Annotated in this window: 12 protein-coding genes and 1 pseudogene; 5 read left to right on the top strand and 8 right to left on the bottom strand. The window is 69.6% G+C overall.

Annotated elements, in window-relative coordinates:
- Nucleotides 1-160: 160 nt before the first annotated feature.
- The 3 genes from AB0F15_RS43780 to AB0F15_RS43790 all read right to left on the bottom strand — a co-directional run bounded on the left by AB0F15_RS43780 (nucleotide 161) and on the right by AB0F15_RS43790 (nucleotide 4,342).
- Nucleotides 161-2,578, bottom strand: coding sequence for a glycoside hydrolase family 3 C-terminal domain-containing protein (locus AB0F15_RS43780; RefSeq protein ID WP_360283660.1), 2,418 nt, complete (start codon nucleotides 2,576-2,578; stop codon nucleotides 161-163).
- A 105-nt stretch (nucleotides 2,579-2,683) separates the two neighbouring features.
- Nucleotides 2,684-2,992, bottom strand: a complete 309-nt coding sequence (locus AB0F15_RS43785; protein WP_310972165.1) for a hypothetical protein — start codon at nucleotides 2,990-2,992, stop codon at nucleotides 2,684-2,686.
- A 15-nt stretch (nucleotides 2,993-3,007) separates the two neighbouring features.
- Nucleotides 3,008-4,342 (bottom strand): histidine kinase, encoded by a 1,335-nt coding sequence (locus AB0F15_RS43790; protein WP_360283642.1) that lies wholly within the window; start codon nucleotides 4,340-4,342, stop codon nucleotides 3,008-3,010.
- Nucleotides 4,343-4,643: 301 nt separating this feature from the next.
- Between AB0F15_RS43790 and AB0F15_RS43795 the strand changes: the two genes are divergently transcribed.
- From AB0F15_RS43795 to AB0F15_RS43815, 5 genes are all read left to right on the top strand, one after another.
- Entirely contained in the window at nucleotides 4,644-5,315 is a 672-nt protein-coding gene (locus AB0F15_RS43795; RefSeq protein ID WP_360283644.1) for a VC0807 family protein, read from the top strand.
- Between the two features lie 38 nt (nucleotides 5,316-5,353).
- On the top strand, nucleotides 5,354-6,547 hold the full coding sequence (locus AB0F15_RS43800) for a macrolide family glycosyltransferase (RefSeq protein WP_360283646.1): 1,194 nt from the start codon (nucleotides 5,354-5,356) through the stop codon (nucleotides 6,545-6,547).
- Between the two features lie 110 nt (nucleotides 6,548-6,657).
- Nucleotides 6,658-7,644, top strand: a complete 987-nt coding sequence (locus AB0F15_RS43805; protein WP_360283648.1) for an ABC transporter ATP-binding protein — start codon at nucleotides 6,658-6,660, stop codon at nucleotides 7,642-7,644.
- Entirely contained in the window at nucleotides 7,641-8,477 is an 837-nt protein-coding gene (locus tag AB0F15_RS43810) for an ABC transporter permease (RefSeq protein ID WP_360283650.1), read from the top strand. Before AB0F15_RS43805 ends, AB0F15_RS43810 begins: the two co-directional genes overlap by 4 nt.
- Nucleotides 8,478-8,562: 85 nt before the next feature.
- Complete coding sequence (locus tag AB0F15_RS43815) at nucleotides 8,563-9,222, top strand: response regulator transcription factor (RefSeq protein ID WP_360283652.1); 660 nt, start codon at nucleotides 8,563-8,565, stop codon at nucleotides 9,220-9,222.
- A 346-nt stretch (nucleotides 9,223-9,568) separates the two neighbouring features.
- Here AB0F15_RS43815 and AB0F15_RS43820 read toward each other — a convergent pair whose 3' ends face one another.
- From AB0F15_RS43820 to AB0F15_RS43840, 5 genes and pseudogenes are all read right to left on the bottom strand, one after another.
- Entirely contained in the window at nucleotides 9,569-9,787 is a 219-nt protein-coding gene (locus AB0F15_RS43820) for an integrase core domain-containing protein (protein WP_360283654.1), read from the bottom strand.
- The gene (locus AB0F15_RS43825) at nucleotides 9,777-10,448 is read right to left on the bottom strand and encodes an IS3 family transposase (RefSeq protein ID WP_360283656.1); all 672 of its coding nucleotides are present in this window, start codon (nucleotides 10,446-10,448) and stop codon (nucleotides 9,777-9,779) included. The genes AB0F15_RS43820 and AB0F15_RS43825 overlap by 11 nt, the downstream gene beginning before the upstream one ends.
- A 23-nt stretch (nucleotides 10,449-10,471) precedes the next feature.
- Nucleotides 10,472-11,539 (bottom strand): IS110 family transposase, encoded by a 1,068-nt coding sequence (locus AB0F15_RS43830; protein WP_360283662.1) that lies wholly within the window; start codon nucleotides 11,537-11,539, stop codon nucleotides 10,472-10,474.
- A 213-nt stretch (nucleotides 11,540-11,752) separates the two neighbouring features.
- A pseudogene (locus AB0F15_RS43835) lies at nucleotides 11,753-12,055 on the bottom strand (transposase); the annotation flags it as partial.
- Between the two features lie 159 nt (nucleotides 12,056-12,214).
- On the bottom strand, nucleotides 12,215-12,529 hold a 315-nt coding region (locus AB0F15_RS43840), incomplete at its 5' end, for an HNH endonuclease signature motif containing protein (protein WP_360283658.1).

Genomic DNA, 12,529 nt, shown 5'->3' on the forward strand with positions numbered 1-12,529 from the left:
GTTCGCTCGTTTCAGGCCACACGCGTGACTGAGCCCGGAACTCGCGTGATTGAAGCCGGAACTCGCGAGTTACGGCCCTGATCACGCGAGTTACGGCCCTGATCACGCGAGTTCCGGCCCTGATCACGCGAGTTACGGCTCCAGGCACGCGTGATGCGCCTCAGCGCACCGCGATCCGCGTGCTCGGCGCCGTCGAGGCCGACGACGAGCCGGCTCGCACCGCGCGGGTGCCGGCTCCGCGCTTCCACGCCTTGGCCGTCACGTCCCAGTAGGACAGCCGGCGGGGGTCGACGTGGATCGTCAGCGTGCGGGACGCACCCGCCGTCAGGGTCACCTTCGCGAACCCGCCCAATGCCGTCGACGGCTGGGGGGCCGTCACCTCCGGGCTCGGGCCGACGAACACCTGGGCCACCTCCGTACCCGTGCGGGTGCCCGTGTTGCGCACCGTGACCTTGACGTCGAGGCCGCCGTCGGAAGCGTTCGCCGCCGTCAGGCCGCTGTAGGCGAACGTCGTGTACGAAAGCCCGAAGCCGAACGGGAACAGCGGGGCCGTCTTGTGGCCGGCGTACCAGCGGTAGCCGATGTCGACGCCCTCGGTGTACTGCACCCGGCCGTCCTGCCCCGGGTAGAGCCCGGTGCCGCCGCTGACGAGCGTGTGCGCTTCGTCCACCGGGAACGTCTGCGTCAGCTTGCCCTGCGGGCTGACGTCGCCGTACAGCAGCGCCGTCGTCGCCTCGGCGCCCTTCTGCCCCGGGTACCACATCTCCAGCACCGCGGCCGTCTTGGCCAGCCACGGCATCTTCACGGCGGACCCGGTGTTCAGCACCACGACGGTGCGCGGGTTCGCCGCGGCGACGGCGTCGATCAGCTCGTCCTGGTAACCGGGCAGCGAGAGGTCCGGCCGGTCGAGGCCTTCGGAGCTGTCGTCGTAGGCGAACACGACCGGCGTGGTGGCCGCCTTGGCCGCCGTCACCGCTTGGCTGATCTTGGCCTGCGCCGCGGCCGGGGTGATCCAGTGCAGGTTCACCTTCAACGGGTCGACGAAGTCCGCGAACCCGTACAGCAGCAGCGTGTGCGGCCCCGCGGTCAGGTGCACGGTGATCCCGGTGTAGCCGCCGGCGACGGAGTCGCCGAACAGGCCGCTCGCCGTGCCGTCCACCTGCAGGAACCCGCCACCGCCGGTCGACTGCAGCTGGATGCTGTAGTCGCCTTCGCCCGGCGCGGTGATCGTGCCGTTGTAGAACACGCCCTCCGCGCCGGCGGGCAGGCCGCCACCCTGGGTGAACGCCGGGGACAGCGCGCCGGCCGGCACGACCTCACCCGCCGGGTCGTAGCCCGCGGTGTACGTCGTGGTGCTGCCCGCGCGCTGCTTGATCAGGTCGGCCGGTGCGGCCGGCGTCGCGGACGGGAGCACGTGGGAGCTGCCGCCGCCGTTGAGCTTCGGCGTCTTCGCGTTGTAGCCGATCACCGCGACCTTGCCCGACCGGGCGGTGCTCAGCGGCAGCGCCGCATTTTCGTTGCGCAGCAGGACCGCGCCCGTCTGGGCGACGTCCTGCGCGGTGGCCGTCAGCCCGGACAGGTCCCGGGCCGGCCGGGCCGGGTTGTCCAGCAGGTGGAAAAGGTCCAGCCGGCCGAGGATGCGCCCGACGGCGGTGTCCAAAGCGGACTGCGGGATCGTGCCCGCGGTGATCGCCGCCTTGAGCTGGTCGCCGAAGTACGTCCCGGCCGGCATCTCCTGGTCGAGGCCCTGCGGCAGGCTGGCCGGGGTCAGCGACATCCGCCAGTCCGACATCACCCAGCCCTGGAACGCCAGCTGCTCCCGCAGGATGCCGGTCAGCAGGTCGGAGTTCGCACAGGAGGAGGGCCCGTTGAGGTTGTTGTACGAGCACATCACCCCGCCGGCCCCGGCCTTGACCGCCGCCTCGAACCCGGGCAGCTCGACCTCGTGCAGCGTCTGGTCGTCCATCACGACGTCGATCGTCTGCCGGTCGTTCTCCTGGTTGTTCCCGGCGAGGTGCTTGACGACCGGGATGGTGCCCTGGCCGGCGATGCCCCGCACCTCGGCACCGGCCATCCGCGACGTCAGCAGCGGGTCTTCGCTGAACGTCTCGAAATTGCGGCCGCCGTAAGGGATCCGGATGGTGTTGACCATCGGGGACAGCAGCACGTCCGTGCCCAGCGCGCGGGCTTCGCGGCCGACTCCGGCGCCGTAGCGGGTGGCGAGCGACTCGTCGAAGCTGGAAGCGAGCGAAACCGGCGCGGGCATCACGACCGACGGCTTGTCGACCCGCACCCCGGCCGAGCCGTCCGCCAGCCGCAGCGACGGAATCCCGAGCCGGGGCACGCCCGGCACGAACCCGGCTTCGCCGACGCCGTCCGGGTCGTTTCCGCCGTGCACCAAGGAAAGTTTTTCGTCGAGCGTCAGCTCGCCGAGGATGCTCTGCACCCTCGGCGAGAACTTCGCGGCCGGGTCGGCCGCGGCTCCGGCCGCCGCGAAGCCGGACGTCAAGAGCACGCCGGCCAGGACGACCGCCGCCGTGCGCAGCCGCGGCCGCGCCCGTAGAAGATCATTACGCATAGTCACCCCAGAAACCCGCGAAAGGGTCGCCCCCGCCGCTTGTTGGTCCAATCGACGACCAACCTAGGTGACTACTGCACGGACCGTAACCCCTGAAAGTTCCCGCTAATTCCGCGTGACGTCCAGGCTGGCTTCGCCGCCGCGGATCTCGCCGAGGTGCAGGTGGTATCCCAGGAAGTCGAGATCAACACCCTGGAAGAGGGAAACACTGATGCCATTGGACAGGAAGGTGACCGAATTGTTGTCCACCTTCTCCACCGCCAGTTCCTGCCCGCCGAGGTCCACCTTTCCCCCGCTGACGAGGTTGAAATGGCAGGACCGTTCCGCGCAACCCAGATCAATCAGATGATCGCACCCGGCCACCGAAAGAGAAGTGACCACGGCGAACAGGCACACCACAATCGCTCGACGCATGCTGATCCCCCTGAACTATTCGCCGCCGCTTTCCGGCGGAAGCGCACACGGAATGACGATGGTGATTTCGGTCGGGCCGCCCGGCGGGCTGACGCATTCGACGACGCCGTCGAACGCCGCGACCCGCCGCCGGACGCCGGCCAGCCCGCTCCCGCGGCCGAAGTCGGCGCCGCCCTTGCCGTCGTCGGCGACGACCGCCTGCAGCGCACCCGGCCGCTGGGTGACGATCACCCGCACGCGCTTGGCCGCCGCGTGCTTGGCCGCGTTGGCCAGCAGCTCGGCGACCGAGAAGTAGACCGCCGACTCCAAGGCCGCGTCGGGCCGGCCGACCAGCCCGACCTGGACCTCGGTGGGCACCGGGGCGTCCATCGCGAGGTCCTCGAGCGCGGCGCCGAGGCCGCGGTCGGCGAGCATCGGGGGCTGGATGCCGTGCACCAGACCGCGCAGTTCCCGCAGCGCCGCGGCGGACAGCTCACGCGCGGCGGCCAGCTGCCGCCGGACCTCGCCGGGGTCGGTGTCCAGCAGCATCTCCGCGGTGCCGAGCGAGAGGCCGATCGCGATCAGCCGCGCCTGAGCACCGTCGTGCAGGTCGCGCTCGATCCGCCGCAGCTCGGCGGCCTGCGCGTCGATCGCCGCGGCCCGCGTGGCGAACAGCCGCTCCACGCGCCGCGCCAGCAGCGCTCGCTGGTCGGGCGCCAGCAGCCACCGAGTCCAGGCTTCGTGCAGGCCGACGGCGCCGGGCGCGGCGACCAGCCCCAGCACCAGCAGCGCCAGCCCCGCGCAGACCGTCGCGGCGATCCCGGCCGGGGTGTCCACCGGCAGCGGGAAGTACCACGCCCCGGCCGCGAGGTGCGGCGCGGTCAGCGGCGCGACCAGCAGGAACGCCCCGAATCCGGCGAGGGCGACGGGGACGGCCGCCAGCAGGCCACCCGACAGCGGGTTGACCACCAGCCAGCACAGGTCCCGCCAGGTGGCCGGGTCGGCGAAGAACCAGCGGCCACGCCGCTGGGCCAGGGACACCCACCGGAACTTGTGGAAGTCGTAGCCGTTCCAGTACCAGCCGTTCTCGGTGCGTTCCAGTGCCGGCAACGGCAGGTACGGTGATTCGATCGCGCGCCCGTAGAGCGCCGGCGCGCTTTTGCGGGAAAGCGTCGGCAGCAGCCGGCACGCCGGAATGGCCACCAGCACGGTGAGTCCCGCGGCGGCGACGTATTCCGGCAGCCAGATCAGCGCGGGCAGCGTGAGAACGCACACCTGTACCGCCGCGAACAGCACGAAAACGACCAGCCGCGCCATTCCGGCGACCCCCCGCCGGACGGCCGAGGCGCTGCGCCGGGGAATCGTCGACATCGGCAGATCATACTCTCCGCGGGAGAGTGTTCCCGGTCGGCTCATCGCGTCCCCCATCGTCTCCAGGGGGCCGGATCGGCCCGCTCGCACTCGAGGTCGCTCCAGTCTGGGGGCGCCCCGAGGGGAAGACAATCGGCCCAGCCCACGCATAGGGGTATAGCTACCCATACCCCTATGTTCGGCCTAACAGGCTCACGCCGACCGGGACCGCGACACTACCGTTGTCCCCGGAGCGGCGCCAAGACGCAAGCGAATGGCGTCCGGAAACGCGACCGAACTCGCGATCTACCCAGGAGCAGCAATGAACGAAGCCGGCATTCAACGCACCCAGGCCGACGCGTCGTCCCCCGCGGAACCGCGGAACCCGCGGCTGGCCCTGTTCGCTTCCGCGGCCTTCGACCTGATCGTCCCGCTCGCCGTCTACTACATCCTGCGCCAGAACGGTGTCCCGCTGTTGACCGCCGCGATCATCGGTGGCATCGTCCCGGTGGTCCGCACCGTGTACGTCTTCGCCCGCTACCGCAAGATCGACGGGCTCGGCCTCTTCATGGTGACGATGATGGTCATCGGCACGGCGGTCTCGCTGATTTCGGGCGACGCCCGGTTCTTCTTCGCCAAGGACGGCTGGCTCACCGCCATGTTCGGCATCTGGATGCTGATCACGCTGTTCTTCGAAAAGCCGTTCTTCCTGCACGCCGGGGTCAGCATCGCGCGCACCAAGCGGGGTGGCGCCGGCGCCGAGGTGTGGGAGCGCCGCTGGGACACCGAGCCGCGGATGCGCCACGGCCTCCGCCTGCTGACGGTCGTCTTCGGCATCGGCATGATCGTGGACGCGGTCGTCCGCGTCGCGCTCGCCTACACCCTGCCGCTCGACGACATCAACCTGGTGACGACCGTGCAGTGGATCGTGGTCCTCGGCGGGCTCATCGGCTTCATGGCCTACTACACCCGCAAGCACGACCTGCGTGCCTGAGGGCCCCGGCCGTCCACCGCAATCCGAGGAGCTTTCCCATGGCACACATAGCGCTGCTGACCATCCCCGCGTACGGCCACGTCATGCCGACGCTGGACGTGGCCGCCGAACTGGTGCGCCGCGGTCACCGCGTCACCTTCGCCACGACGGACCAGTTCGCGGACCTCGTGGCGCCGACCGGGGCGCGGGTCCTGCGGTACGAGTCGTCCCTGACGCCGAAGCCGCGCACCGAGGACCCGCCCGCCGACTTCGCCGCCTGGCTGCCGCTGGTGCTGGTCATGGAAAGCACGGCGACCATCCCGGTGTTCGAGGCGGCCTTCGCCGGCGACGTGCCGGATCTGATCCTCTACGACCGGACCGTGTACGCGACCGGGCGGGTGCTCGCCTCGAAGTGGGGCGTGCCCGCCGTGGAGCTGTTCCCCTCCTTCGCCTACAACGACCACTGGTCGCTGGCGAAGTTCCTCGGCGAGGAAAACGGCTTCAGCGAGGAGCATCCCGCCCGCGTCGCGTTCCGCGAGAAGATCGCCGAGCTGACCGCGGCCCACGGCGTCCCGGCGATCTCGCCTGCCGGCTTCGCCATCGGCCGCGAGGAGTTCGCCCTCGCGTTCGTGGCCAAGGGATTCCAGTACCAGGGCGAAACCTTCGACGACCGCTTCGCGTTCGTCGGGCCGTGCCTCGGCGACCGGACGTTCCAGGGCGGCTGGCAGCCGCCGTCGGACGGCCGGCCGGTGCTGCTGGTCTCGCTCGGCACGGCGTTCAACGACCGGCCGGACTTCTTCCGGGCCGTCGTGGCGGCGTTCACCGGCGAGGAGTGGCACGTCGTGCTCTCGATCGGCGCGCTCGATCCGGCCTCGCTCGGCGAGCTGCCCCCCAACGTCGAGGCGCACGCCCAGCTGCCGCAGCTGGCGGTGCTGGAGCACGCCTCGGCCTTCATCACCCACTCGGGCATGGGCGGGACGATGGAGGCGCTGTACTTCGACACGCCGATGGTGGCCCTGCCGCAGAGCGTCGAGCAGGCCGCCGTGGCGAACCGGGTCGCCGAACTCGGCCTCGGGACGAACCTGGCCGGCCAGGAGCCCACGCCGGAGCTGCTGCGCGACGCCGTCCGGTCGACGGCGGGCGACGAGCGGATCCGCGCCGCGGTCGCGGCGATGGGCGCGCAGGTCCGCGCCGCCGGTGGCGCGGTCCGCGCGGCCGACGAGCTCGAGCGGCACCTGAAGCACACCTCCTGACCCGCTGGTTCGCAGAACCAGCCGCCCGTGGGGAAGGGCCGAGGTTGTCCCCCAGCACCACGGCCCTTCCTCACCTCTTTCTTTCCGCACTGATCTCCAGGAGGACCGGCGTGCAGGACGCTGTGGTGGTACGGGACCTCGTGAAGAGGTACCCGAAAGCAGAACGGCCTGCGGTCGACGGCCTCGGTTTCACCATCGCCGCCGGCGAGGTGTTCGGCCTGCTGGGCCCCAACGGCGCGGGCAAGACGACGACGGTCAGCATGCTGACCACCCGCGCGCTGCCGACGTCCGGCCGCGCCGAGGTGGCCGGCATCGACGTCGTCAAGAACGCGACGGCGGCCCGGCAGGCGCTGGCGGTGGTGCCGCAGCGCAACAACCTCGACCAGTCGCTGACCGTGCGGCAAAACCTGCTGTTCCACGCCGCCTACCACGGCATGGGGCGGGCGCAGCGGCACCGGCGGGCCGACGAGCTGATCGAATGGATGGGTCTCGGCCCGCGGGCGAAGGCCCGGGTCGACGAGATGTCGGGCGGCCAGGCCCAGCGCGTGATGATCGCCCGCGCGCTGATGCACAAGCCGAAGGTCATGTTCCTCGACGAACCCGCGACCGGGCTGGACCCGCAGTCGCGGCTGTTCGTGCACGAACGCGTCGCCGAACTGACGGCCGAGGGCGTCACGGTCGTGGTCACCACGCACGACATGGAAGAGGCGGCCAAGCTGTGCGACCGGGTCGGCATCGTCGACCGCGGCAAGCTGCTGGCCCTCGACACCACCGACGCGCTGACGCGGTCGTTGCCCGGGAGCACGACGCTCACCGTGGGCGTGGGCCTGGCCGATTCGCCCGCCGAAGCCGTCGGCAAGGAACTGGCGCAGGTGGCCGCCGTCGAGCGGGTGGAGCGGATCGCCGCCGCCGGCCGGGCCGCCGCCGACGAGAACGCCGTCCAGTTCCGCCTCTACACCGAAGCCGAACCCGCCTCGCTGCTGCCGGGTGTCCTGGCCGTGCTGGGCCGGGAACGGTGCGCGGTCACCGGCATCTCGTTCGGCAAGCCCACCCTCGAAGACGTGTTCATCTCCATCACCGGACGGGACCTCCGATGACCGCCACGACCCTCGCCGAGCACCCCGGGCTCGACGCCGACCCCGCCGGCTCGGGGCATCCCAGCCAGGCGCGCGCGTTCTTCGCCGTGCTCGGCCGGGACTTCTTCGTCACCGGGCGCGAGCTGTTGCCGTTCCTGGCGCAGATGCTCATCCAGCCGCTGTTCCTGTTGTTCATCTTCGGCAAGGTGCTGTCGCAGATCGGTTACGCGGGCGCGGGGTACGCCCAGATCCTGCTGCCCGGCATGGTCGCGATGAACGCGTTCACCGGAGCGCTGCAGAACACCGCGCTCCCGCTGGTCCTGGACTTCTCGGTGACCAGGGAGATCGAGGACCGGCTGCTCGCGCCGCTGTCGATCCGGCTGGTCGCGGTGGAAAAGATGCTGTTCGGCGCCATCCGCGGCATCATCGCCGGCCTGGTGATGATCCCGATCGGCCTGCTCATCCTCGACGGCGTCCACTGGAGCCCGGCGGCCCTGCCGGGCGTGGCCGGGGTCGTCGCACTGGGCTCACTGGCCGGCGCGGCGGTGGGCATGGTGCTCGGCACGATCGTGCCGCCCCGGCACATCAACCTCGTCTTCACGATCCTGCTGGTGCCGCTGATCTTCACCGGGTCCGGGCAGTTCCCCTGGCTGAGCCTGTCCGGTTTGCGCTGGTTCCAGGTGATTTGCGCGGCCAATCCCCTCACGTACGTGTCGGAGGCACTGCGGCGGCTGGTGATGCCGGACCAGGTCCAGTCGATCCCGCTGGGCATCTCCCTGCTGGTCATGGTGGTGGCGACGGCGATCTTCGGCGCGTTCGGCATCGCCGGCTTCCTCAAGCGCGCCCTGGACTGACTCGGGGCAACCGGGCGGGTGCGCCGGCGGTACGGTTGGCACAGCCAGCCCGGCCCCGCCCGGCCCGGAACCCAGGGAGCGGTTCGTGCGCGTTGTCCTCGCGGAGGATCTCTACCTGCTTCGAGACGGCATGACGAGGCTGCTGGAAGCACACGGGTTCACCGTCGTGGGCGCGGTCGGCAACGCCACGGAGCTGTTGAAGGCCATCGAGGACCACGAGCCGGACATCGCGGTGGTGGACGTACGCCTGCCGCCCAAGTTCAGCGACGAGGGCATCCGCGCGGCCCTGGAGGCCCGCAGGCGACGGCCGGGGCTGCCGGTACTGGTGCTCTCCCAGCACGTCGAGCAGACATACGCCCGCGAGCTGCTGGCCGACGGCGCCGGCGCGATCGGCTACCTGCTGAAGGACCGGGTGTTGAACGCGGACCAGTTCGTCGACGCGCTCCGCATGGTGGCGGCGGGAGGCACGGCCATGGACCCGGAGGTCATCACGAAGCTGTTGGCGAGCCGATCCCGCCGCGACCCACTGGACGCATTGACACCCCGCGAGCGCCAGGTGCTGGAGCTGATGGCCGAGGGCCGTTCCAACGCGGCGATCGCCCAGCGGATGACGATCAGCGAAGCAGCCGTGGGCAAGCACACGGCGAGCATCTTCACCAAGCTGGATCTGGCCCAGCACGAGGACGACAACCGGCGGGTGCTGGCGGTGCTCACCTACTTGAGCAGCAAGGTGCGGCAGGAGTAACCGGTCGGCCTTTGAGAACTTGCGGCGCTTCGAGTGGGGGGGTGCCTCGGGTGGGGCGGCGCCTCGGCGGTCGGTGCGGGTGGCGCCCCGGCCGGAGTCTTGCTCGACACCGCGGCGGGCGATGAGCGGTGTGATGCCGCGGGCGTGGGCCGGGCAGCGGCATTTGTGATGGTCGTAAAGCCGGTCGGCGGCGGGAGCCGATTCCTGTGCTCTGGCGGAGAAGCCCGAGGCGGCGGCAGGTCACGGCGACTGTGGCGCTTGGCTGCCCCGAGCGATGGTCCTTCGTGGCGATGGAGCGTCCTGGTTTGGGGCTGACCCGTGCTGACGGACAGGGTCGTTGAGGTGGTCAGGCTACCCGGTGGGTGGCTTCGTGGGTGCTGGGGCTGAGGTAGCCGAGGCTGGAGTGCAACCGGCGGGTGTTGTACCAGCCTTCGATGTATCCGAAGATCGCCTTGTGCACGGCAACGCGGGTAGGCCAACTGCGCCGGTCGATCAGTTCCGTTTTGATGATAGCGAAAAACGATTCGGCGACGGCGTTGTCCCACCACTGTCCTTTACGTCCCACCGACAAACGTACGCCGTGCTCGTCGGCGAGAGCACCGAACTGGGCGGAGGTGTACTGGGCAGCCACGATCGGAGTGGAAGATCACTCCTGATTTCGGTCGGCGCTGGGCGACGGCGTTGTTCAGCGCCTCGGCGATGAGGTCGGTACGCAGGTGATCGGCGGTGGCCCAGCCGACGACTCGGCGGGAGCCGAGGTCGATCACCGTGGCCAGATACAGCCAGCCCTCCCAGGTGTGGATGTAGGTGATGTCGCCGCACCAGCTGGTGTTGATATCGCTTGTGCTGCAGGAGAAGTCCCGTTTGATCAGATCTGTCGGAGTGTGTGCTGCCGGGTCGGGGACGGTGGTGGTACGCCACCTCTTCGGAGCTCGTCCGGCGCGGCCAGCGGCGCGCAGGAGCCGGGCGACACGCTTGCGGGAATGCCGCCGGCCGCGGTGGCGCAGTTCGGCGTGCAGCCGGGGTGTTCCGTAGGTGCCGTTCGATTCGTCGTGGATCGCCACGATCTCCTCGGTCAGTTCCGCGTCCTGCCGTACGCGGGCAGAGGGCTTGGCACAGCGGTGGGCGTAGTAGGCGGCTCGGGAGACCTGTAACAGGGTGCACGCGCGCTTGACGTTGCCACCCTCGGCAGCGTTCTCCGCCTCGATGAACGGGTACACGTTCACCGGATCTCCTTGATGCTCCTATGTCAAGCCGCCTGCGGCAGGAGTCCGAATTCGGTCGTCGCCGGCCGCTGGCCGACGCCGTGCTCGTCGGCCAGCAGTGCGCGGAACACCACGTCGGAGAGGCGTCGCCGGAGCAAGCGAAGGGCCTCTTTGCGGGTCTTGCCGCGCGCGAGGAGCTTGTCGACGTAGTCCTTGCCCGGTCCGATGCCCCGGATCTGGGTGATGGCGATCATGTGCAGGGCGCAGTTGATGGTGCGGTTGCCGCCGCGGTTGAGCCGGACCTTGCCAGAGCTGCTGCCCGACCAGACCGGAATCGGGGCCGTGCCACTGAACCGGGCGTAGGCATCCTTCGAGCGGAACCGTTGCGCCCCAGCTGTTTCTCCAAGAATCACCGCAGCGCCCAGAACCCCGCAGCCGGGGACCTCCAGCAGCGTGGGCGCCAGTATGCGCACCCGCTCGCGCAGTTCACGCTCCAGCGCGTTGATCTGCACCGTGAGCTCGCGGCAGCGAGTCACCAGTTCGCGAGCGATGCGCGCAACAAGACCGTCGCAGCTGGCCAATTGGCGAGCCAGCTCGTCGATGACGCAGTAGCGGCGCAGCCCACGCGCGGGGATATGCATCTTCGGGTCGATTTCGTGCAGGTGCCAGCGCAGCCGGTTGATCAGCTCCGTGCGCTGCACGACGAGGTTGTGGCGGTAGTCGACCAGTATTTTCACCTCGCGAGTTGGCCCATCCAGCTGCGCGACGGCCAGGTCCGGCTCGCGCAAGGCCGCATGCGCCACCGCCAACGCATCAATGGGGTCGGACTTTCCGGGCTCGCGCCCACTGCGACGGGACGCGGCGATCAGCTGGGTGGGCACCCGCACCACCGCGCACCCGGCGCTCAGCAGGTCACGTTCCAGCCTGCGTGTGACATGCCGGCAATCCTCCACGGCGAAGCGTGCTTCTGGCCACTGACCTGCCCATTCCACCACTTTCAGGTGGTCCTCGCTGGTGGTGCCGACCGTCCGCTCGGCCAGCTTCCGGCCGACCTCGTCAACGGCCACCAGCGTGTGGCTGCGCTTGTGCGCATCCACCCCGATCACGACCATGCTCAACCCGGGTTCCCTTTCCTCGCATACCAATGACACCTCTGGGCGAGGCGGGCACGCGTCAATCGGGCCTACGGCGCGCTCCTATCAAGCCACATCCTCACCCAGCAGGTGTCCGGCGGGACCGCACATCAGGACAAGCCACCAGTCGCCTGGGGCAGCGAAGAAAAGAGCGAACCCCGCCGGACACCAAGATCATGACATTGACGCGAAGAAAGCTGTCGCTCGTTTGAGGATCTCCACGTCCTCGGACAAGCGGCGGTTCTCCCGCCGCAACCGGGCCAGCTCGTCCCGTTCGTCGCTGGTCAGCCCGTCGGTGCGGGTTCCCGCGTCCAGTTCGGCCTGGATGACCCACTGCCGGACGGCGGTTTCGGTCAGGTCGAAGTCCTTCGCGATCTGCCCCACCGAACGCTCGCCGCGCTGGCACAGTTCGACGATCTCGGCCTTGAACTCCCGGGTGAACGAACGACGAGGTCGAGGCTTCTTCTTGCCCATGGTGTCCATGATGAGGGACATCCTTCCGGAGGCTCGCGCCCCCTGATCCCAGGTGTCCGTCAAAACGGGTCACACCCAGTTTGAGTCACCTCCGCGATGTGTGCCCGACGGCCTTTCAAGACGCGATCCAGCCGACGTGGGTGTAGGCCCGCAGCCGTTGGCTGCGGGCCTTCCCCTACCTCAGGCTGCGAATGGCAGCGGTTCGTGGATGTTGTTGCGCCGAGGTTTTCGGCGCCGGTCCAGAAACACCGGCGGCAGGAACTCCGGGAGACCATCGACGGCGATGCGGACCTCCCACCCCGAGCGGTGCAACAACCGATGGTGGTGAGCGCACAGCAACACCAGATTGTTCAGATCGGTGGGACCACCCTCGGCCCAATGCCGGACATGGTGACCTTGACAATGCCGGGGTGGGCGGTGGCAACCCGGGAACGCACACCCACGGTCCCGTAAGAACAGGGCACGGCGCAAACCCGCGGAAATCAGACGGCGGAG

It is taken from the genome of Amycolatopsis sp. NPDC026612 (assembly GCF_040638285.1).
Classification (GTDB): Bacteria; Actinomycetota; Actinomycetes; order Mycobacteriales; family Pseudonocardiaceae; genus Amycolatopsis.

What these genes read in the sequence shown, in the direction of transcription:
- AB0F15_RS43800 (WP_360283646.1), top strand. Translation starts at nt 5,354, where the DNA reads ATGGCACACATAGCGCTGCTGACCATCCCCGCGTACGGCCACGTCATG.
- AB0F15_RS43785 (WP_310972165.1), bottom strand. Translation starts at nt 2,992, where the DNA reads ATGCGTCGAGCGATTGTGGTGTGCCTGTTCGCCGTGGTCACTTCTCTT.
- AB0F15_RS43810 (WP_360283650.1), top strand. Translation starts at nt 7,641, where the DNA reads ATGACCGCCACGACCCTCGCCGAGCACCCCGGGCTCGACGCCGACCCC.
- AB0F15_RS43780 (WP_360283660.1), bottom strand. Translation starts at nt 2,578, where the DNA reads ATGCGTAATGATCTTCTACGGGCGCGGCCGCGGCTGCGCACGGCGGCG.
- AB0F15_RS43790 (WP_360283642.1), bottom strand. Translation starts at nt 4,342, where the DNA reads ATGTCGACGATTCCCCGGCGCAGCGCCTCGGCCGTCCGGCGGGGGGTC.
- AB0F15_RS43795 (WP_360283644.1), top strand. Translation starts at nt 4,644, where the DNA reads ATGAACGAAGCCGGCATTCAACGCACCCAGGCCGACGCGTCGTCCCCC.
- AB0F15_RS43830 (WP_360283662.1), bottom strand. Translation starts at nt 11,539, where the DNA reads ATGGTCGTGATCGGGGTGGATGCGCACAAGCGCAGCCACACGCTGGTG.